Below are 21455 nucleotides of genomic sequence, written 5' to 3' on the forward strand. Positions count from 1 at the left end.
GTTAATATATATGACTTTACGGAAATATGTTCTGAAATGGACAGTAAACTTGAAGATTTTGGAATTAATCCAAGATTTGAAAAAGCAGAAATTATGGATGAAATAATTTTAAATTGGAGTGGTTATACGGAGGAAGAAAAGAAAAAATTAAGTAGTTTGATTCGTACAAAAATGGATGATGATATCATTGTGAATTTGATGGAAAAAACATCAAATCTAGCATCAGAAACCGAACAGCTTAAGGAGACAATTCGTAGAATGGACTTATCTTTACTTTGCCTAAAAGGTGAAGTAAGAAGATCTATATAAGGAGCAAGTACTTATGTCACAAGATTTTAAGATAAATATAGATGCTGATCTGAATACCGCAGAAGCAGAACAAAAATTAAATGCTCTATTGAAAGAGAAGCATAAGCTTACAATAGATGTAGATGTGAGCGGTCAGAACACAGCGAAGAAACTAAAACAGAATATAGAAAACGGATTAAAAAATGTAAAAATTGATACGTCTGCTATGAGTAAATCCCTGGCAGACTCTTTTAATATCACGGACAAATCAACAATTAGCAAACTTCAGAAACAGCTCAATTCAATGATAAAAAGTCTTGGAAAGTCGTGGAATGGGCAGAAGTTTAATATTGGAGATGGATTTGAGACATCAATGACAAGTGTAGTAAATACGCTAAAGAAAAATGCAAAGACGCTCCGTTCTTCAGGGGCGTTTGATGACTTCTATGATTATTTCAAAAATCAGAAAATCCTTGTTACCGATGCTCTTAAGAAAGAGCTTGGTGATTCAAATTACAAATCCCTTTTAAATCAAAATATTGGAAAACTCGTTACCGATACAAAGAAATCTACAGCGACCATTAATTCAATGTGGTCAGAACTCAATGGTAAATTCCCTAATTTATTCCCGGACAATATTACAAATCAAGTAGATCAGTTGAATCATGCGCTGTCTGTTTGGAAACAGGCGCAAGCTGATATCAAGAAGATTTCAGCAGAAAATATGAATGTTTTTGAAGCTGGAAACGTTGATTCAAGAGCATGGGATTCTGTCATCAATATGGCTTCTAAGATGGAATCAGCACTAAAACATAGTATATCAGAAGCAACAGAGATTGGAAAAACTACGATCGATTTAGATGTCAATATCAATTCGGAACAAATCACTTCACAGATTCGAGAAGCAATCAGTTCTGCGTCAGCTCAGCAGGCGAAGCATTAAATATTGACTTGAAATTCAATCAAGAAGAGTTGTTATCTAATCTTCGAAGCGCAATTAACAAGATTGCAACAGGTGATGAGCCTGTAAAAGTAGATATTGACGTTGATAAAAATGGACTTCAAGAGAAGTTGAATGTAGCTTGTCACGACATGGAAATCCCTGTTGATTTCAAAATTGACTCTGAAGATATAGCAAGTAAAATTAAGGCGGCAGTTAATAGTATTACGGATATCGAGTTAGATTTAAGCGTTAATACTGATTCTGTGAAAAAGGCTGTAAAAGGAAGTGTAAATGAGATTGAACTAGATGTTGACAGTTCTGCTATTAATCAGTTGCAAAATGCTTTGCAAGGTGTAAATAATGCAGGACGGCAGAGTCAGAATATCTTTTCTTCAATTGGAGGAAGTGTAAAAGAAGCATTCTCAAGTATTTACAATGTCTCTAACTTGCTCCAGGATGTAATGTATAAGATGTTTGAAGCAGGAAAGAAAGCTACGGAAACTGTTAAAGAATTCAATGACATTAAAACGAATCTCGCTATGGCTACAAATGCCGATTCAGACTACATTGATAATCTGATGAATGACTATAACAGTTTAGCACAGGAACTTGGAAGTTTGACGAGTAGCGTAGCGGAATCAGCGGATAGTTGGCTGAGACAAGGAAGGTCAATGGCAGACACGAATTCGCTTATTAAGGACTCTCTTGTACTGTCAAAAGATGCAGAATTAAGTTCTTCGGATGCTTCAGAAATTCTTACTGCAACACTAAATGGATTCCAATTAGCAGCAGACCAAGCAAGTAGAGTGAATGACATTCTAACAAGCATTGATTTGGAAAGTGCATCAGGAGCTGACAGCATCGGAACAGCATTGATGAAGGTAGCATCACAAGCTAACAATGCAGGGGTAAGCTTGGAAAAGACAAGTGCTATCATTGCTACAATTAAGGACGTAACACAGGATAGCGATGAGTCAATTGGTACAGCTATGAAGTCCATCTTGTCTCGTATGAATCAGATTAGGGCAGGGAAGTTTGTAGATGCGGAGACAGGAGAAAGCCTAAACGATACGGAAAAAGTATTGAAGAAAATCGGTGTATCTATGCGTGACAACACTGGAATGTTCAGGGATAGTGAAGGGGTTCTTGATGATATCGCAAAGAAATGGAAGACATTAGATAGCAATAGTCAGAAAGCCGTTGCGACCGCAACAGCCGGAACATATCAGTATAACAAATTTATTGCAGCAATGGACAACTGGGATAAAGTTGAAAAGTTGACGAATGTGGCTTATAACTCAGAGGGAACAGCTCAGAAGAAATTTGAAGATAATTACCTTAATTCCCTTGAAGCTAAGACAAATCAGTTAAAATCTTCTCTTGAGGGATTATCAACATCATTAATTTCGGATGATATGTATGCAGGATTCCTGGATGGTTCTAAAGCAATTGTAGATTTTGTGGACAAAACAAATCTTCTCAAAGGCGCACTTGCTGGACTTGGAACTTTCGGTGGGGCATTTGTATTCAAGAATCTAACATCCATGATTCAAGGTACAGTGCGTGAATTCTCTAACTTAGGAAATGCAATGAATCTTGTGAAGAGCGGAACAATTGATACGAAAGGATTCAAAGAACTTCTGAACTTAACACAGGGATTGTCTGAATCTCAGATGCAGTTGGTTCTTTCTAGTACATCTTTGTCGGACGCACAGAGAGTACAATTACTTACCAATTCAGGAGTCGCACAGGCTGAAGCAGAAGCTACAGTAGCAGCGATGGGATTATCTACTGCAAATGGAGCAGCCACAGCAAGTACAGTCTCTTTTAGTTCTGCGTTAGAAGGATTGTTCGCAACGATGATGGCGAATCCAATTATCTTATTAACTGCGGCAGTATCAGCCGGAGTAATGGTGTGGCAGTCATATAAACAGTCTGTAGAAGATGCTGTCAATAGTGCATCTAGTGCTGGACAGAAGTTTATTGAAAACCTATCGTCAATGGATGAACAGATTTCTAAAGTATCAGAATTAAAGGAGTCTCTTGCATCTGGAACATTATCAGAGGAAGAAGCATACAATGCGAAATCTCAGTTATTAGATATTCAGAATCAATTGACTGACAGCTATGGATCACAGGCTTCGGGCATTGATTTGGTTAATGGTAAACTGGATGAACAGATTCAGAAGATGAATCAGATTTCAGAGAACGAAGCGAAGACTTTCTTAAATAAAAATGAAAAAGGAATCTCCAAAGCTCAGAAAGAGATGGAAAAAGAGCGTAGATTCAATTTCGGAGATAGTGCAGCGGACTTTAATATTAAATCTGATTATGGAGAAGAGTTAAAGAATATTGTAGAAAAATATTTTGGCTTAAAATTACATGAACGCTCTGATGGAAGTGGAGCATATACGATTTATTTTGAAGGCGATTCGACACAGGCTGAGGAAGAAATTAATTCCTTTATGAATGATGTCAGAGACTTGGAAGAAAAATATGGAGAGAATGATACATTATCCAACATCATAAATGATGGTAGTAAAATTCTCGACAAAAATAGTAAAACTCTTGAGAAATATCAGGATTTATACAGTGATTTCTTGCAAGCAGACATTGTGTCTAAGGGATTAGAGGATGGAAAGCCTGCTGCCATTTTGGAAGATTATAAACAGGCAGTAGACGATTATAATGATGCTTTATCCAGTGGTGATACATCTGCGATTGACCGTGCAAAGAATTCTTTTGATGTAATGTCATCAACTGTAGATGGAGTATTAGATAAATTCCCACAGTATAAAACATTATTTGATGAGGTCGGAGAATCCCTCAACACGACTGCAATTAATACAAATAACTTCCAGAATGCATTAAAATCTGATAATTATAAGAATATTGTCAAAGATTTTAAAGACTTTCAGGACGTTGATTTAAAGGGAATCAGCTTTGATGATGACGAATTGATGAAAGGTGAAAGTGCTTTACGACTTGTGGTTGACAAAGCAATTGAGCTTGGTGTTGTGTCAGATGATGATGCGGAATCTGTATCAAAGGTAGTAGACATTCTCACAGAGATGGGACTTACTGGCTCTGTTTCTATGAGTAATCTTACAGAATCATTTTCTGAAGCACAGACTTCCATCCAGCAAGCAGAGAAAAATGTAGCATCTCTAAACTCTATGCTTTCTGAATCTGTATCTGGTTCCGGTATTTCTGAAGATAGCGTAAAATCTTTCAGAGAAATGTTTGGAGATGATGCAGACAAAGCACTGGAAAAAACAGCAAATGGATACCATTTGAATCAAAAAGCATTAGCTCAGTTACAGGAACAGCAAAAACAGGGAACAAAAACAGACTACTTAAATGCAATCTCTGAACAGCAGAAGGCTTTACGTCAAGTTGAGGAAAGTATGGCTCAAGCTTTAATGGATGGACAGGATGTAAGTGGTTATGTGACTCAGAAAGAAAGCATTGAAAGTAATATCTCATCCCTTCAGGATCTTGCATACCAATATCAGAATACTCTTTCTGCTTATAATCAATGGCAAGCTGCTATGTCTCGTGGCGAAGAAGGTGATATATATGATTCCATTCAAGGAAATCTTGAATCTGCAAAGGAATTGTATGATAAAGGACTGACAGGCACAAATAAGTTCCGTGAATTTGTTGATTTGATGAGTAATCAAGACTTATCAACTGCTTCAAATGAAGAGATTGTTTCTGCATATGAATCTGCAATGCCTAAGATTAAACGTTACTTCACTGAAGGTCAGGAAGGTGCTGTAAATTTCTTAAAGGATATTAAAGACATCAATTCTGAATGGGCGCACATGAATGATGATGGTTCATGGAAAATTGATTTCGGAGTAGGCAACGATCAAGAAATTGCAGATAAACTTGGTATTGATGTAGAAGCAGTTCAGGCGGTAATGAGAAAACTCAAAGATTATGGTTTTGATATTAACCTAGATCAGCCAGTACAATCATTGGACGAGTTAAAAACATCTGCGGAATCTGCAAAAGAATCTCTTGTTGATATGAATGAGACATCTTTCAATGGTATTAACCTTGATTCCTCTTCATTTAGTGAAGTTACGGATGAGATTGAAAAGGTTCAAAGCTACATTGAAACTATTCAAGAAGATTCTGAGATAGATCCTGATGTAAAGACAGAAAAGCTTCAACATGCAAATGAGATACTTGAATACATTGTTCAAAAGCAGCAAGAACTTGGACAGTCAGATATTGAAATCACAGTTAATGCAGATGAATTAGAATCCAAAATAAATGATGCCAAATCAGCATTGGGTGAATTTAAGAATGAAGGTGGAACTGTAGATATCTCTCTTAGTGGTGCGCAGGATGCGGTTGATAATTTACAGACACTTCTCTATCAGAAAGAAATGCTCACTAACACTTCTGCGGTTATGTCAATTGATACAAGTCAAGTTGATGGAAAAATCGGAGAAGCCATTGCTCTGTTGCAAGAGTATCAAACAGCTGTAAACAACTTAAATGCACAGAATGAGCTTGGCAAAGCTGGTGTGGACATAGATACAACTGAAGCACAGCAGAAAGTTCAAGATCTTGCAAGTAAAATTCAAGGATTAGATGGGAACACAAAAGCATCATTATCATTGGATACTTCTGAAGTACAATCTGCTCTTACGACCTTGACAGAAACGAAAGTTAATGTTAATGCAGGAGTAAATCTTGATACGGCTGCTCTTGGAACGATTCAATCTTCTATTTCAGCAATTACACCACAGATGTTAGTAAATGCAAAAGTAGACAAGACACTTGTTGATGGATATGATCCTGAAGATAAGGATGCAAAGGTTAAGTTTACTGCGGAACATTCGGATGTAGATGCTTACAAACCATCAAATAAGAATGCAAAAGTAAATTATACTGTACACGTATCTGGACTTGAGAATCTTCCAGGAAATAAGGAAAGAAACCTTACATATAATGTTAAAACAAATGGTAGCGTATCTCCGGCAAATGGTACGGCTCATTCAATTGGTACTGCTCATGCAGCAGGAACAACTAATGTATCCTCAAATAAGAATTGGGGATTAAAGCAGAATGAGCCACACGCACTTGTCAATGAGTTAAAACCTGAAATCATTGTAAGAGATGGACAGCCATTCATAGTAAATGATGGAGATCCTGCATTTACAAGTTTGAAGCAAGGGGACATTGTGTTTAATGGAGAACAGTCAGAAGCTCTATTAAAGAATGGATATGTAACTGGTTCTCATGGGAAATTAGCTTATGAGGGGGCGCATTCTTTAGGTACAGCGTTCTCTAATGGAACTGGTAAATTTAATGTCGGCAGTAGTGGAAGTAAATCATCTTCTTCCTCCAAAAAGAAATCATCAAGTTCCTCTTCAAAATCCTCATCCAATTCCTCAACTTCATCTTCAAAATCTAACACTTCCTCCAATTCATCAAACGACAAAGAGGAAACAAAAGAAACCCTTGATTGGATTGAAACAAAGTTAGACCGTATCAAACGTAAGATTGACGAATTAGATACAACTGCTTCAAGTACATATCGTACATGGTCAAAGCGTAATGAAGCATTATCTTCTGAGCTTTCAAAAGTAACCGAAAAAATCTCATTACAGCAACAGGCATATGACAGATATATTAAAGAAGCTGAATCAGCCGGAGAAGGTCTTTCTTCGGATTGGATTGATAAAATCCAGAATGGTAAAATTGACATTGAAACAATCACGGATTCTGATCTGAAAGAAAAGATCAGTGATTATAAGAATTGGTGAATTTACATGCCAATGTAAAATCTATTTAATTGCGGGAACATCCCCATAACCCTATTTTGCTACAACGTAACTGGAAACGGTAAGCGTGAATGCGGTGCGAGTTTAAAACTCAACAGTCGAAAGATAGAAACCATAAAAAATAAATAGGTTAGGGACAACCGGGAGTGCAAGTCTCCCAAACGCAGTGAACTTCCTAAGTCAGAAATGATATGGAAGACATTCAGAGACTAACCCTTTATGGGTGGCGTAAGCCTTAATGTAGGGTCGCAAGCTATTGGCGGCTTGAAAAATATAGACTATTTGAATAAAATGATGATTAAATTATTAAAAATATTGTATTATGGATAACTTTTTTATATAATAAATTTGGTATATATTAACAAATTTGTGCGAAAAAGGATACTGTTATATGCAAGATTATAGAATTAACAAGGTGATTAATAAAATAGCAAGCGGAGAAATTAGAATTCCTTCTTTTCAGAGGGATTATATATGGGAACCTGAAAATGTAGCTTTTCTTATGGATAGTATATACAAGGGATTCCCAATAGGTTCTGTTTTGTTTTGGAGAACATCTGAAAAGTTACATACGGAAAAGCAACTAGGGAATTATTGTTTACCAGAGCCAACTAAAAATTATCCAATTGATTATGTTTTGGATGGACAACAAAGAATAACTTCTATATTTTCAGTATTCCAAACAGAATTAACACCTATAAACGAAAACGACGCTCAAATATACTTTATTATGAATGAACCAAAAGATACTCAAAATAGTAGATTTGTTCCATTTTATAAGTCTGATGAGGTAGATTTAAAAAAATATTTTCCAATAAGCGTGCTGTTTAATACTGTGGAATACAGAAAAGCCACTTCAAATTTATCTGATGAGTGTATTAAAGAAATTGATGATCTACAAGAAAAATTCAAAGATTATGCTATTCCATATACAGTGTTGGAAACTGACAGTAAAGAAAATGTAGCACTTGTTTTTGAAAGGATAAATCGCGCGGGAATTCCGCTTAATAATTTTCAACTTTTCAATGCGTGGAGTTGGAGTGAATCTTTCGATTTACAGGAACAACTTGAGCAATTATCGAATGACTTAGAAGACTTTGAATTCGAGGGATTAGTAGAACAGCAAGACTTGCTATTAAAGTGTTTTACAGGAGTTATACTAGGAAATACAACACCGAAAGATGTTATGAAACTTAATGGGGTTTTAATTCGTGATAATTATAATAAAATTAAAACTGGAATTAAATCTTCTATTGACTTTTTAAGAAAAGAACTTAATGTATATTCATTAAAATCATTGCCTTATACATCCATGCTTGTTCCTCTTACGGTATTCTTTGCGTCAGATAAGAAGAATGGCGAATTATATGATGACAAACAACGAGAATCATTAACTAGATGGTTTTGGAGGTGTTGCTTTTCAAGAAGATATTCTAGTGGAGTTAATGACGTACAGCAAAATGATATTGAAAAGATGAAAAAATTAAGACAAGACTCTAATTATAATATATGTGATTTTAATTGTCATGTAACAGAGTCATTTTTTAAAGAAAATCAATTTAGTGCTGGAGCATCTGCTACAAAAACATTTGTACTTATGCTTGCAAGTCATACACCGCGGTCTTTTATATCTGGAAGCAAAGTGGATTTGGCTAAAACTTTAAAAATGTCCACTTCAAGAGAATTTCATCATATTTTCCCAGATAAGTATTTGCAAAGATTAGGATTTGATAAAAGGAAAATATATTGTCTTGCAAATTTTTGCTTTTTAAATAATGCAGATAATCAAAAGATAAAAGACCGCGCTCCGAGTGAGTATAAGAACTTAATTATTGGTAATTTAAATAATATCATGGAATCTGCATTGGCTCCAGCGAATTCGTTAAATTTATCATATGAAGAATTTATAAAAGAAAGAACAAAAATACTTGTAAATTATGCGAATGATTTAATATAAAACAGCGCGCTGTTTATGTTTAAGAGCAGTAAATCACTACTGCTCTTTTATAATGTCCTAAATTATCTAAAACAATTCTCTCAAAACATTTCAAAACAAAATCCAAAATAATTTTATTCAAATAGAAGATATAGTCCCATTCTCACATGAAAGTGTGAGGAGTATTTAATATACTCTCGTCCATGTAGCGAATGGATGAAAAGATAAATGATGAAAAAGCTCTTGATTGTAGAGATGCGATTATTGATCTCAAAGAACAAGAGTCTAAACTAATTGAACAACGTTCAATAACATTAAAGATGAATACGATGCAATCTTAAAACAGTTTGAACATACACAATCAATGCTTGAGGGTGCGATTGATATTACGGAGACATCTGGATATATTGTTAGCACAAAGTATTATGACAGCCTGATTTCTAACGAAAATGAAAAAATCAATAAGCTGTACGCAGAGCGTGAAGCACTGGTTAATTCTTTAAATAGCGCACTTAGTAGTGGAAAAATAGATAAGTATTCTGAGTCATGGTATAACATGCAAGACGAAATAGATTCTATTGATGAGTCTATTCAGAATTGCAATAAGAGTACTATCGAATGGGAAAATAGTATTCGTCAGATTCAATGGGATTTATTTGACAAACTTCAAGACAGAATCTCTAAAATCAACGACGAAGCAGATTTCCTTAAAGAACTTATGTCCAGTGAGAAGATGTATGACGACAAGAATGGTGGTCAGATTACAGAATATGGAAAAGCTACATTTGGTCTTCATGGCGTAAAACACAATACTTTCATGGCACAGGCTGATGAGTATAGAAAAGAAATGGAAAAGATTGACGAACAGTTAAAATCTGATCCATTCAATCAGACACTCATTGACCGTAGAAGTGAATTACTTAAACTTCAGCAAGAGTCTATTACGTCTGCAAAGCAGGAAAAGGATGCGATTAAAGATTTAGTTGAAGATGGTATTAAATCTCAACTTGATGCGCTTCAAAAGTTGATTGATAAGTACACTGACTTACTTGATACCAACAAGGATATGTATGATTATCAGAAACAGTTAGCCGAAAAGCAGAAAGAAATATCTTCCATCGAGAAACAATTAGCTGCATATCAAGGGGATACTTCTGAAGAAGGTGCATCAAAGAGACAGCAGTTACAGAATGATTTGAATGATGCGAAACAAGATTTGGCTGAAACTCAATATGAACGTTCAATTGCAGATCAGAAGAAATTATTGGATGATTTATATGAACAGTATGAAGAAGTCCTTAATATGCGACTGGATAATATTGATGTTCTTGTATCTGATGTGATTGCAAATGTAAATTCTGAAGCTGGCGCAATTAGAGATACATTAGAAGCAAAAGCTGATAGCGTTGGTTACACAATGACTGAAAGCATGAATACAATTTGGAATTCGGCAAATTAAGTTATTACCAATTATGGTACTAATTTCTTGTCTTCTATTACAGGAGTTCAGAATGCAATAAATGATTTGACGAATCTTATTAAACAAGCTGTAGATGCTTCTAATAAGAAAGCAAGTGCTAGTTCTCCAAGTACTAAGAAACCATCATCTTCCACTCCTGCTTCACAACCTGCGAAACCTACTCCAAAACCTGCAACAACATCAAGCGGTGATGGTGTTCCGAATGTTGGAGATGCGGTATATTTAACAGTGGTGCATATTATTATAGTTCAGATGGTATAAGTCCTACTGGAACACAGATGCATGGACAGACAGTATACATTACTAAAATCAACAACGCATCTTGGGCAAAAAAGAAATATCATATTGCTAAAGATAAAAATGCAGCACATCCTCTTGGATGGGTTGATTTAAGTCAGATTAGTGGATATGAGAAAGGTATTAAGTCTGTTCCAAAAGATGAAATGGCTGTTGTCGGAGAGCATAAGAAACCTGAAACAATTGTACTTGATGATGGCTCTATTTTAACTCCGCTAAGTAAGAATTCATCTGTGTTTAATAACGATGCTCATGAAAACTTATGGAGTTTTGCAAACGATCCACAAAGATTCATTGAAAGCATGATTCAGAATCCACCGGAAGTTCCGAACATGTTTAATGAGTTTACTGCGAATCAAACATTTAACTTTGATGTTAAAGTAGACAATCCTGCTAATTATGCTGAATTCTATTCGGAAATGATGAGACGATTCCAAAAGGATGTTAAAGCAGAAAAAATTATTCAAGATATGACACTTGGACAGATTACTGGCAAGGGTAGCATGAGTAAATATAGACAAAGATTTTAAAAGTGAGACGGTGTAGTAATGCATCGTCTCTTTTGAGAAAGGATATAGTTGATATGGATTTAGACAAGAAACTTAAAATAATGGAAAATAGAAACACACTTTTAGAGAAAGAAAATAAAAAATTAAAAGAAGAACTTGCACAGAGCGGTTCATTAGATAAAAAATACAAGGAATTGGAAAAGTTAAAAGATAATTGGGAAAAGGAAATATCTGATATTCGAGCATTAAAAGAACAATATACTCGTCTGTTAGATGGAATGAAAAACTGAAGAAATTTAGATAGAGGGAGAATTACGTGGAACAACAAGAAAAATTAAAATTGTCGTGCGTCAAAGAAAAGAAAATGCTTATTGCTTATGAAATATCACATACTGATATGACAATTACAAGCAAGTCAGTAAAGGCATTATGGCTTGAGTGGTATCCAGAGGATGCGACATACTTTGATATGTTACCGTACAAATGGGATACTTGTTATAATTGGATCAGCAAATATATTAATAAGCATGATTCGAAGTTTATATGTGAAGCAATTAAAAAGCAACGTATTCGCCAAAAAAGAGAGTTAAATAAAAAACTAAAGTATACGAATACGAATGCATATATCATCTTAATCAAATCTAATATTAAAAGAAATCAATTAGCAAAATATCTTTATGTTAATGGAGCGGAAAAAAGAACAGGTGACTTCGGCTCTATGGTTGCATATATCAAAAGTCTAAAAGAAATTCCAAAAAATAATTGAATAGAAATTAAATGAGGGCGGTGTAAATACTGCCTTTTTTAATGCAAAAAAATCCCGTGTAGTCCGGAATGAATAATAGACTGCACCTGCATGAGAAATAGGTTCATGTAGGTAAAAGAATGGAGGACATTTTGAGAAAAAATAAAAAAATAAAATATAATGGAACAAAAGTGTGTAAAGTGTGCGGAAGAGAATTACCGATAGAGAACTATATAATGATTTATGGGAAAAATCGTTTACACACATGCAAGGAATGTACAAAGAAAAGCAGAGAAAAATCACTTTATGAAAGTGCATTACAACAATATTTTTCTGATGAATCCATGCACTTTAAAAGAAAATATAAGAAAATTGACTCTTCAAGAATCTTGAGAAAGAATGAGTCTGGAATAGATTTTATTGCTAGAGATGAAAGATTTGTAAAGCTATTATACTACAAAGATACATGGTACAGTAGTCATGGACGTGTAGTTGAATATAGAGATGGGAAATATAAGGTTCAGCGTGGAAGTAAAGATAAAAGAACTGGAAAAAGGATGTTTACACTTGAGAAGGAAAAATATGTTAAGCCTACCAAAATATTCAAGTATGTAAAACACAGGGTATCTGCGGAAGAATTAGCAGTAGAAACGTTTATCGTTAATTATGACAAGACAAATAACACAAGAATATGGCATCAATTAAACAACGAAAACGACTTGTATTATAAGAATTTGTATCCAGTTACGGAAAAACAATATGACCGATTGACAGAATTACAGAATGAATCTGTCTTTCCACTATCTGAAGATCTTATAATGCAGGTAATAAATGCAGTAGAATACAAGCAAGATGGATGGAATCCGGCACATTATAGAAGAGGAATGTGTGGAATAGGATATAGCGGAATGACTGTTGGAACAGAAGGTTGTTATGAAAAATCATATACTAAGTGGAAGGACATGATGCAGAGATGTCATGATAGAGAAGTGCATAAAAAATATAGCCAGAATATGCAGATAAATGTGTGTGTGAAGAGTGGCAGAATTATGCAAACTTCAAGCTCTGGTATGACGAGCATCATGTATTTGGAAATCGAATTGATTTAGATAAGGATATACTGAAGCCGGGAAATAAGGAGTATTCCCCTGAAACATGTGTATTGATTGAACACTATATTAATACAATATTTGAGCGTCATGCACAAGACAACATATATGAAAATGAAGATGGAAAATACTTTGTTGGCAGTAATAGAAAAAAAGTATATGAGACATATGATGAAGTGTTTGGATTCGCTTGTAATAAAAAGAAAGAGCGTATAGAAAAGGTTGCAGAGAAGAATCTTGGAAGGATACCAAAGTGTGCTTATGATGCAATGCTAAGATATGATGTTGAAGCATTGATAAGACGAGATGTTATAGCAGCATAATAATATCATAAGGAAAACTATTCTATGGAACTAGCAGCAGAGGGTTTTATTAACAGGTGTATTGGAAATGCTCCTTCCCATATTTGTATCTATATGTTGTATAGTGTCACGAAGTTGTCACGTTACGTTATTTGTTCTGAAAATCCTTTATTTAATGCGTTAGCCCTCCGGGGCACGTGGGTTCGAATCCCACCAACTCCGTTTGTATGTTTAGCATGTAGGTATCATTATAACGATAAGTAAAAGTAAGAAAAAAGCACTAACAGAAGAGATATCACTCTTCTGAAAGTGCTTTTTCGTTTTAAGAATGAGAAACAATATGCTTCTTGATTGCGTTGAAACTTTCCTCACTGATCACATGCTCCATACGGCATGCATCATCAGCTGCAACCTGTGGATCAACGCCGAGTCTTTCAAGCCAGGAAGAGAGAAGAGTGTGACGCTCATATATCATGTCAGCAATTGCCTGTCCGGATTCTGTCAATGTAATATAGCCCTCACGAGATACAATAATATGTTCGCTTTCTCTGAGTTTTTTCATTGCTACACTGACACTTGATTTTTTAAAGTTAAGCTCTGTTGCAATGTCGACGGCACGTACGACAGGAAGCTTCTTGCTTAACATGAGGATTGTCTCCAGATAATTTTCAGATGATTCATTTACATGCATAGGTAATGGCCTCCTCTATATAAATTATAATTTATCTGTATCACTATTTACAGTGAATTTTCATGTCTTTGCTTAGTATATCATAATTTATTCCCTACAGCAAATGATTTGCCAGACAAATTTTGATTCCCCAATTCCGATTTACACGGAACAGAAAAATTAAAAAAATATAAATTAGTCATTGACAACTAATAGAGATTAGCATATACTAACTTACGAACAGAAGAGAAAATGAAAAAAATTATCAATCTCAACTGTTTTTAATAATCTATATCAAATGAGAATGGATTCTAATATCATTTAAGAAAGAAGCGTGAGATTATGCCACTTACAATGGCCAACATTGGCGAAGCAATACAATTAAAAGAGTAAGCGGAAATGATGAGACAAAGCGTTTTCTTGCGAATCTTGGATTTGTGCCCGGAGCAGAAGTGATTGTGCTATCTGCAATTGGCGGTAACGTTATTGTTAATATTAAAGATTCGAGAGTAGCAGTAAATGCTGATATGGCGCGCCATATTATGATCTGATTGAGACGCCGAAAAAGTGATGAGTAAAGTAAAGAAAGGAAGGAGTATGTGTTATGACTTTGGGTGATGCAAAAGTAGGAACTACTGTTGTAGTTACAAAAATCGATGGAGACAGTGCTTACAAACGCCGTATTATGGATATGGGAATCACAAAAGGAAGTGAACTTTTTATCAGAAAAGTTGCACCACTTGGTGATCCGGTTGAAATTACAGTCCGTGGATACGAACTTACTGTCAGAAAAGCGGATGCACAGTGTGTAGAAGTTAAATAAAACCTTATATGCAGAATAGCCTGATTGATATAACTTAAGGAGGTAAAGAGAGTAATGGCAATCACAATTGCACTTGCAGGAAACCCGAACTGTGGTAAGACAACACTGTTTAATGCTCTTACAGGAGCAAACCAGTATGTTGGTAACTGGCCGGGCGTAACGGTAGAGAAAAAAGAAGGTAAGATCAAGAATAAGAAGTATAAAAAGGAAGATGTTACAGTAACTGACCTTCCGGGAATCTATTCCCTTTCTCCATATACACTTGAGGAGGTTGTCAGCCGTGATTATGTTCTGAATGAGAATCCGGATGTAATCGTTGACCTTGTTGATGCAACAAACATTGAACGTAACCTGTATCTTACAACACAGCTTGTTGAGACAGGAGTACCGGTTGTAATCGCATTGAATATGTGCGATCTTCTTGCTAAGAGAGGTATTAAGATTGATGTCAAACGTCTTTCCATGCTGATCGGCTGCCCAATCGTTGAGATTTCAGCATTAAAGCAGAAAGGTCTGAATGAACTGATCGACGAAGCAATCAAAGTTGCGAAGCAGAAAGAAGTAAAACTTCCGGGGGAAATTTTCGCAAAAGACATTGAAGCTTCAGTAGAGAGTGTAAAAGAAATCCTTCCTGACACAATTACAGAAGATAAGAAAAGATGGTACGCTGTAAAGTTCCTTGAAAATGACAGCAAAGTTGTAGATCAGATTAAACTCTCAGGTGCAGCAAAAGCAGTTGTTGAAGACGAAAGAACAAAATTGGAGAAGAAACATGATGACGATATGGAAAGTATTGTAACTGACGGACGTTATCAGTTTATCCAGAAGATTGTCGGAACTACTGTTAAAAAAGCAAAAGAAAAATTGACAACATCGGATAAGATTGACCGTATCGTTACAAACCGAATCCTTGGTATTCCGATTTTCATCGCAGTTATGTGGCTTGTATATTACATATCTGTCACAACAGTCGGTACATTTGTAACGGACTGGACAAATGATACATTCGTTGGAGCAATCCAGGATGCAGTCGGAGGATTCCTTACAAATGTCGGAGCAAGTGACCTGATCAACGGACTTGTCGTAGATGGTATCATCGGCGGACTTGGAGCAGTACTTGGTTTCGTTCCACAGATGGCAATCCTGTTCCTCTTCCTTTCTATTCTTGAAGACTGCGGGTACATGGTACGTATCGCATTCGTTATGGACCGTGTGTTCAGACATTTTGGACTTTCAGGAAAGAGTTTCATTCCGCTTTTGATTTCTTCAGGATGTGGAATTCCTGGAATCATGGCTTCTAAGACAATTGAGCAGGATAATGACAGACGTCTTACAATCATGACAGCAACATTTATCCCATGTGGAGCAAAACTTCCGGTTATCGCTATGATGGGTGGAGTTATTGCCGGTGAAGTGGCAGGATATCAGGAGAGCTCCTTCATTGCACCATTGATGTACTTTGTAGGAATCGTTGCAGTACTTGTTTCTGCAATCATCCTGAAGAAAACAAAACCTTTCTCAGGAAAACCGGCTCCATTTGTAATGGAACTTCCGCAGTACCATATTCCACAGGCTAAGACAGTTCTCCTTCATGTTTGGGAGAGACTGAAAGGATTCATCATCAAAGCCGGAACAATCCTGTTCCTTGCATGCGTAGTAATGTGGTTCCTTGGCGGATTCGGATTTACAGCAGATGGATTTGGACTTGTAGAAGACAGCGCAGACAGCTTGATGGCAGCAATCGGTGGAGTGATCGCCCCTCTGTTCGCACCACTTGGATTTGGAGAGTGGCAGCCTGTAGCAGCATCTATCTCAGGATTTACAGCGAAAGAAGCAATCGTTTCTACAATGGGAGTTCTTGCAAATGTGTCCGGAGATACAGAAGATGCAGTGACAGTAGCACAGGGAGTTGCTTCTTGGTTCCCATCAACAATTGCAGCATTTACATTCCTTCTGTTCAACCTGCTTGACTCACCTTGTCTTGCAGCAATCGCAACAATGCACAGCAGATGCAGTCCAGAAAATGGTTCTGGTTTGCAATCCTGTTCCAGAATGTATTTGCTTATGTTGTGTGCCTGATCGTATACCAGGTAGGATCTTTCGTAACAGGCGGAGCATTTGGCGTAGGTACAGCAGTAGGATTTATCTTACTGATCTTCCTTCTGTTCATGCTCTTCAGACCAGATCCGTATAAAGATCAGAAAGTATATTCTAAACGTTCTGTGCAGGCAGCGTAATATGGAAAAGCAAGAATGCGAAAGGTTACTGTTCACACGATGTGCGACCAGCAACGCATCTCGCCATTTTAAATCGCCTTTGGCGATGGGGCGAGATGCATTCAAGTCAAAACGCGCATCCTCCGTGCAATCAGCGGAGTGATTGACACGGGAGTGAACAGTAACTGCGAAAGCACTCTTGAAGAAAAAATAGAGCTGGGTGCAGGAAATGTATCCGGCTCTTTGTTATAGTTAAGAGAAAAAACGAGGTGTTGAAGACAATGATAGCAAATATTGTAATAATAACTTTAATTATCGGATATTGTATTTTTCTCATTTATAAAGCATATAAAAATCATAAAGAAGGAAAACATGTCGGATGCGCCGGATGTAGTGGCAATTGTGGCAGTTGCGGTGGATGCAGCACGGCAGTGGGAAAATCCCAATATACGAAGAAAAAGTAGAAGGTGATTAGAATGGGAAATTCGACTGGTTCTATGTTTTATGCGTTTGGCGCATTTCTTTTGATTTACCTTGTAGGTGTATCCATTTATCAGATTTATCTGTGGATTAAGAGATGGAGAGAAAACAGAGAAGAGAAAGAAGACTAAAAGAGGAAGCTCAAAATGGCAGATATTATTATTGTACTGATTGTAATTATATTGCTCGGACTGGCTCTGAAAGGATCAATCAAACATTTTAAAGGAGAAGGTCCTTGTTGCGGAGGAGGTTCTGGAAATAGTAAGAAACCGAAAACAAAATTTTTAGACGGACCGGTGATTGGCAGAAAGATGTTGAAGATTTCAGGAATGCATTGTGAGCATTGTGCAAATACCGTAACGAATGCATTAAATGGATTGGACGGCGTTACTGCAAAGGTGAGTTTGAAGGACAATAGTGCAGAAGTTTCCTATGATAGAGAAATTGATCTGACAGATTTAAAAAATGCAGTAAAAAATGCAGGATATGAGGTCACATCTGTCTCATAAGAGCAAAACTCTGTGAGATAGCGAAGCAACTGATGCAGCGAAGACCAGAAAGCAGGAGTGCCGTGAGTAAAAAAGAGCAGATTATTGAAAAACTAAAAGAAAACGGATGCCGAATCACAAAACAGCGTAAGATGCTGATCGATATCATTCTGGAAAATGAATGCTCAAGCTGTAAAGAAATCTTTTATAAGGCATCTCAGGAAGATGAAAATATTGGCGTGGCAACGGTCTACAGAATGATCAATGCATTAGAAGAAATCGGAGCAATCAACAGAAAAAATATGTATAAAGTTGATTGTGCGCAGGATTGCCCGGAAGAGGGAGGCTGTATTATCATGTTGGATGATGATACGATTTTTAAACTCACAGAAACAGGATGGAATAAGGTGGTTCGCGAAGGATTAAAACATTGCGGTTATGTAAAAGACCAAAAAGTAACATCGATTAAATTACCGGAGAATAAACGATAAAATTTATCGATAAATGCAGTTAGAATTGACTATCTGTATACTGGGTTGATATGATGTATAAAAAATTTAGGAGGTTTTATATAATGTGGGATATATTTAAATTGAAAAAAGCAGGAATCTTTGCAGGAGGTGTTCTTTTCGGAACAGCGGGAGTGAAAATTCTTGCGAGTGATGATGCAAAGAAAGTTTACACAAACTGTACAGCAGCAGTTTTAAGAGCAAAAGACTGTGTGATGAAGACAGCAACAACTGTTCAGGAGAATGCAGAGGATATCCTTGCAGAGGCTCAGCAGATCAATGAGTCACGTGCAGCAAAAGAGGCTGAGGCTGTCTACGAAGCAGAAGAAGCAGAAGAGACAGAAACTCAGGAAGAGAATACAGGTGCGCAGGATTTCAAAGAGGAAGAAGTTTAATTCTCTATGAAATTCATTGTAAAGCATGAGATCAATGGCCGCCTTCGTATCCATGTTGTCCAGAAAAGGATGACATATACGGAGGCGGATACTCTATCCTGGTTTCTCTCCAATCAGAAGAATGTAACAGACGTAAAAGTATATGAACGCACCGCAGATGCTGTGATCTGTTATGTTGGAACCCGGGAAGAGGTATTGAATTTATTAAAGGAATTTTCTTATGAAAATACAAAACTGCCGGAGCATGTCGCAGCAGGTTCAGGAAGAGAATTGAATGCTGTTTATCAGGAAAAGCTGGTTATGAAGACGGTTCTTCATTATGGAAGTAAATTATTCCTTCCAATGCCGGTCCGTGCAGTGATTACATCTGTAAAATCAGTGAAATATATCTGGCACGGAATCCGTTGCCTGATGCATGGTAAGATAGAGGTTCCTGTCCTGGATGCTACAGCAATCAGCGTTTCCGTATTCCGTAGAGATTATGCTACAGCTGGATCTGTCATGTTCCTGCTTGGAATTGGTGAGATCATAGAAGAATGGACGCATAAAAAGTCTGTCGGAGATCTTGCGCGCAGTATGTCACTTAATGTCAATAAAGTGTGGCTGAAGAGAAATGAACAGGAGATTCTTGTAAAATCATCAGATATTGAGCCGGGAGACCATGTTGTGATCCGTATGGGAAATGTGATTCCTTTCGACGGGGAAGTGGTCGTTGGAGAGGGCATGATCAACCAGGCTTCTCTGACAGGCGAGTCATTACCTGTAAGAAGAAGCAAAGGACAGTCGGTTTTTGCCGGAACAGTACTGGAGGAAGGCGAGATAGAAGTCCTTGTCAAAGCTGTTTCAGGTTCAACGAGGTTTGAGAAAATTGTAACCATGATCGAGGATTCTGAAAAACTGAAGTCTTCTGTAGAAGGTAAGGCAGAACATCTTGCAGATAGACTTGTTCCATATACATTACTGGGGACAGGTGCAGTTTGGCTCCTGACAAGAAATATTACGAAGACACTGTCTGTTTTGATGGTAGATTTCTCCTGTGCATTGAAGCTTGCGATGCCGATCACTGTACTTTCGGCAATCCGTGAGGCAGGCGAGAACAATATCACAGTAAAGGGTGGTAAGTTCTTAGAGGCCGTGGCCGATGCAGATACAATCGTTTTTGATAAGACAGGAACATTGACAAAGGCAACGCCGACAGTGAAAGAGATTGTTGCTTTCAGTGAATACTCAGAAAATGATCTGCTTCGTATTGCAGCATGTCTGGAAGAACATTTTCCTCATTCTATGGCAAAGGCCGTTGTAGATGCAGCGAAAGAAAGACATTTGTCTCATGAAGAAATGCACTCAAAGGTAGAATATGTTGTGGCACATGGAATCTCTTCCTCTATTGATGATAAAAAGGTTCTGATCGGAAGCAGTCATTTCATTTTCGAAGATGAAGGATGTACGATTCCATCCGAATATCAGGATAGATACGATTCATTAAAACCAGAATACTCTCATCTGTATCTAGCAATCGAGAAACAACTTGTTGCAGTTATCTGTATAGAAGATCCGCTTCGTGAAGAGGCTGTGGAAATGGTTCGTGATTTGAAGAAAGCCGGTATTCGTAAAGTTGTTATGATGACAGGTGACAGTGAACGTACAGCAGCGGCAATTGCGAAACGTGTTGGTGTTGACGAATATTATGCTGAGGTTCTTCCGGAGGATAAAGCGAATTTTGTTGAGAAAGAGAAATCAGAAGGAAGAAAAGTAATTATGATCGGTGATGGAATCAACGATTCACCGGCTCTTTCGGCGGCGGATGCAGGAATTGCGATCAGTGATGGCGCTGAGATTGCAAGAGAGATTGCGGATATCACGATTGCAGCGGATGATCTGCGTGAAGTTGTGACGCTGAAACTTCTGGCAAATGCCATGATGAAGCGGATACATATGAATTACAGAAATATTGTCGGGATTAATTCAGGATTAATTTTGCTTGGCGTGACAGGAATTGTCCAGCGACAGTATCTGCACTTTTGCACAATGCGTCTACATTAATGATAAGCCTTGGAAGCATGAAGAATCTGCTGGATGAAAATAAAAGAACAGAACTTGAGTAGTTACTGTGAACAGCAATCTTGAGTGAAACAACATAAAATAAAAAAGGCAAGAAAAAGAACTGCCGGGATTAACTTTTGTAGAGGTTTGTCCCGGTAGTTCTTTTTTATATGATAGGAAAGTTCTTTCCTAACATATAAAAAACGCTCCGCTCAGGATGCGCACTGCGGCGTACAAGGTAGGTGTCGCAAGCGACCACCGCAGGCGCAAGAATGTGCCAAGGCACATTCTTTATTCTAATGAGAAACATTATCAGTAAATGATATTGATATTACGTTTTCGTTATAGTATAGTAAATACATAAGTTAGACGTAACTAACATGAGCAACAGAGGCATGTGGAAATGAATTCATAAACC

18 protein-coding genes and 3 pseudogenes are annotated in these 21455 nt (G+C 36.9%); 20 read left to right on the forward strand and 1 reads right to left on the reverse strand.

Annotated features, from left to right (window positions below; translation table 11 throughout):
• The 11 genes from DXB52_RS04820 to DXB52_RS04860 form a co-directional block, all read left to right on the forward strand.
• Window positions 1–309, forward strand: a 309-nt coding sequence (locus DXB52_RS04820; protein ID WP_207661751.1) for a hypothetical protein, incomplete at its 5' end; no start/stop codon positions are given.
• Window positions 310–322: 13 nt separating this feature from the next.
• Window positions 323–1231 (forward strand): hypothetical protein, encoded by a 909-nt coding sequence (locus DXB52_RS04825; RefSeq protein WP_118106646.1) that lies wholly within the window; start codon window positions 323–325, stop codon window positions 1229–1231.
• 8 nt (window positions 1232–1239) lie between these two features.
• Window positions 1240–7017: a phage tail tape measure protein gene (locus tag DXB52_RS04830; RefSeq protein ID WP_118106647.1), complete on the forward strand. Its 5778-nt coding sequence runs from the start codon at window positions 1240–1242 to the stop codon at window positions 7015–7017.
• Window positions 7018–7426: 409 nt separating this feature from the next.
• The gene (locus DXB52_RS04835) at window positions 7427–8992 is read left to right on the forward strand and encodes a DUF262 domain-containing protein (protein ID WP_118106648.1); all 1566 of its coding nucleotides are present in this window, start codon (window positions 7427–7429) and stop codon (window positions 8990–8992) included.
• A 343-nt stretch (window positions 8993–9335) separates the two neighbouring features.
• Window positions 9336–10430, forward strand: coding sequence for a zinc ribbon domain-containing protein (locus DXB52_RS16670; RefSeq protein WP_472519958.1), 1095 nt, complete (start codon window positions 9336–9338; stop codon window positions 10428–10430).
• A gap of 66 nt (window positions 10431–10496) precedes the next feature.
• On the forward strand, window positions 10497–10712 hold the full coding sequence (locus DXB52_RS16675; RefSeq protein ID WP_472519959.1) for a hypothetical protein: 216 nt from the start codon (window positions 10497–10499) through the stop codon (window positions 10710–10712).
• A gap of 17 nt (window positions 10713–10729) precedes the next feature.
• Window positions 10730–11278 carry a hypothetical protein gene (locus DXB52_RS16680; RefSeq protein WP_472519960.1) on the forward strand — a complete coding sequence of 183 codons (549 nt, stop codon included), beginning with the start codon at window positions 10730–10732 and terminating at the stop codon, window positions 11276–11278.
• A 53-nt stretch (window positions 11279–11331) separates the two neighbouring features.
• Window positions 11332–11547 (forward strand): hypothetical protein, encoded by a 216-nt coding sequence (locus tag DXB52_RS04845; protein WP_118085357.1) that lies wholly within the window; start codon window positions 11332–11334, stop codon window positions 11545–11547.
• A 26-nt stretch (window positions 11548–11573) separates the two neighbouring features.
• Window positions 11574–12023 carry a hypothetical protein gene (locus DXB52_RS04850; protein ID WP_118085358.1) on the forward strand — a complete coding sequence of 150 codons (450 nt, stop codon included), beginning with the start codon at window positions 11574–11576 and terminating at the stop codon, window positions 12021–12023.
• A 131-nt stretch (window positions 12024–12154) separates the two neighbouring features.
• Entirely contained in the window at window positions 12155–13111 is a 957-nt protein-coding gene (locus DXB52_RS04855) for a hypothetical protein (protein WP_118106649.1), read from the forward strand.
• Window positions 13112–13164: 53 nt separating this feature from the next.
• Window positions 13165–13434 carry a hypothetical protein gene (locus DXB52_RS04860; RefSeq protein WP_118106650.1) on the forward strand — a complete coding sequence of 90 codons (270 nt, stop codon included), beginning with the start codon at window positions 13165–13167 and terminating at the stop codon, window positions 13432–13434.
• Window positions 13435–13735: 301 nt separating this feature from the next.
• On the opposite strand, the gene DXB52_RS04865 is transcribed toward DXB52_RS04860, so the two are convergent.
• Window positions 13736–14104: a metal-dependent transcriptional regulator gene (locus DXB52_RS04865; RefSeq protein WP_117539252.1), complete on the reverse strand. Its 369-nt coding sequence runs from the start codon at window positions 14102–14104 to the stop codon at window positions 13736–13738.
• A gap of 321 nt (window positions 14105–14425) precedes the next feature.
• Between DXB52_RS04865 and DXB52_RS04870 the strand changes: the two are divergent.
• The 9 genes and pseudogenes from DXB52_RS04870 to DXB52_RS04905 all read left to right on the forward strand — a co-directional run bounded on the left by DXB52_RS04870 (window position 14426) and on the right by DXB52_RS04905 (window position 21099).
• A pseudogene (locus tag DXB52_RS04870) lies at window positions 14426–14634 on the forward strand (FeoA family protein).
• A 53-nt stretch (window positions 14635–14687) separates the two neighbouring features.
• Window positions 14688–14906, forward strand: coding sequence for a FeoA family protein (locus DXB52_RS04875; RefSeq protein WP_117568902.1), 219 nt, complete (start codon window positions 14688–14690; stop codon window positions 14904–14906).
• A 54-nt stretch (window positions 14907–14960) separates the two neighbouring features.
• Window positions 14961–17143: pseudogene (gene feoB, locus DXB52_RS04880) on the forward strand (ferrous iron transport protein B).
• Window positions 17144–17403: 260 nt separating this feature from the next.
• Window positions 17404–17586 (forward strand): FeoB-associated Cys-rich membrane protein, encoded by a 183-nt coding sequence (locus tag DXB52_RS04885; RefSeq protein ID WP_117861483.1) that lies wholly within the window; start codon window positions 17404–17406, stop codon window positions 17584–17586.
• A 12-nt stretch (window positions 17587–17598) separates the two neighbouring features.
• Entirely contained in the window at window positions 17599–17733 is a 135-nt protein-coding gene (locus tag DXB52_RS16685) for a hypothetical protein (protein WP_264466013.1), read from the forward strand.
• A 15-nt stretch (window positions 17734–17748) separates the two neighbouring features.
• Window positions 17749–18111 carry a heavy-metal-associated domain-containing protein gene (locus DXB52_RS04890; RefSeq protein ID WP_117539246.1) on the forward strand — a complete coding sequence of 121 codons (363 nt, stop codon included), beginning with the start codon at window positions 17749–17751 and terminating at the stop codon, window positions 18109–18111.
• Between the two features lie 62 nt (window positions 18112–18173).
• Window positions 18174–18581 (forward strand): Fur family transcriptional regulator, encoded by a 408-nt coding sequence (locus tag DXB52_RS04895; protein WP_117539244.1) that lies wholly within the window; start codon window positions 18174–18176, stop codon window positions 18579–18581.
• Window positions 18582–18664: 83 nt separating this feature from the next.
• Window positions 18665–18994, forward strand: a complete 330-nt coding sequence (locus DXB52_RS04900) for a DUF6110 family protein (protein ID WP_015529717.1) — start codon at window positions 18665–18667, stop codon at window positions 18992–18994.
• A 6-nt stretch (window positions 18995–19000) separates the two neighbouring features.
• Window positions 19001–21099, forward strand: a pseudogene (locus DXB52_RS04905) (heavy metal translocating P-type ATPase).
• The last annotated feature ends 356 nt before the right edge of the window (window positions 21100–21455 follow it).

It is taken from the genome of Ruminococcus sp. OM04-4AA (assembly GCF_003462585.1).
GTDB lineage: Bacteria > Bacillota > Clostridia > Lachnospirales > Lachnospiraceae > Mediterraneibacter > Mediterraneibacter faecis.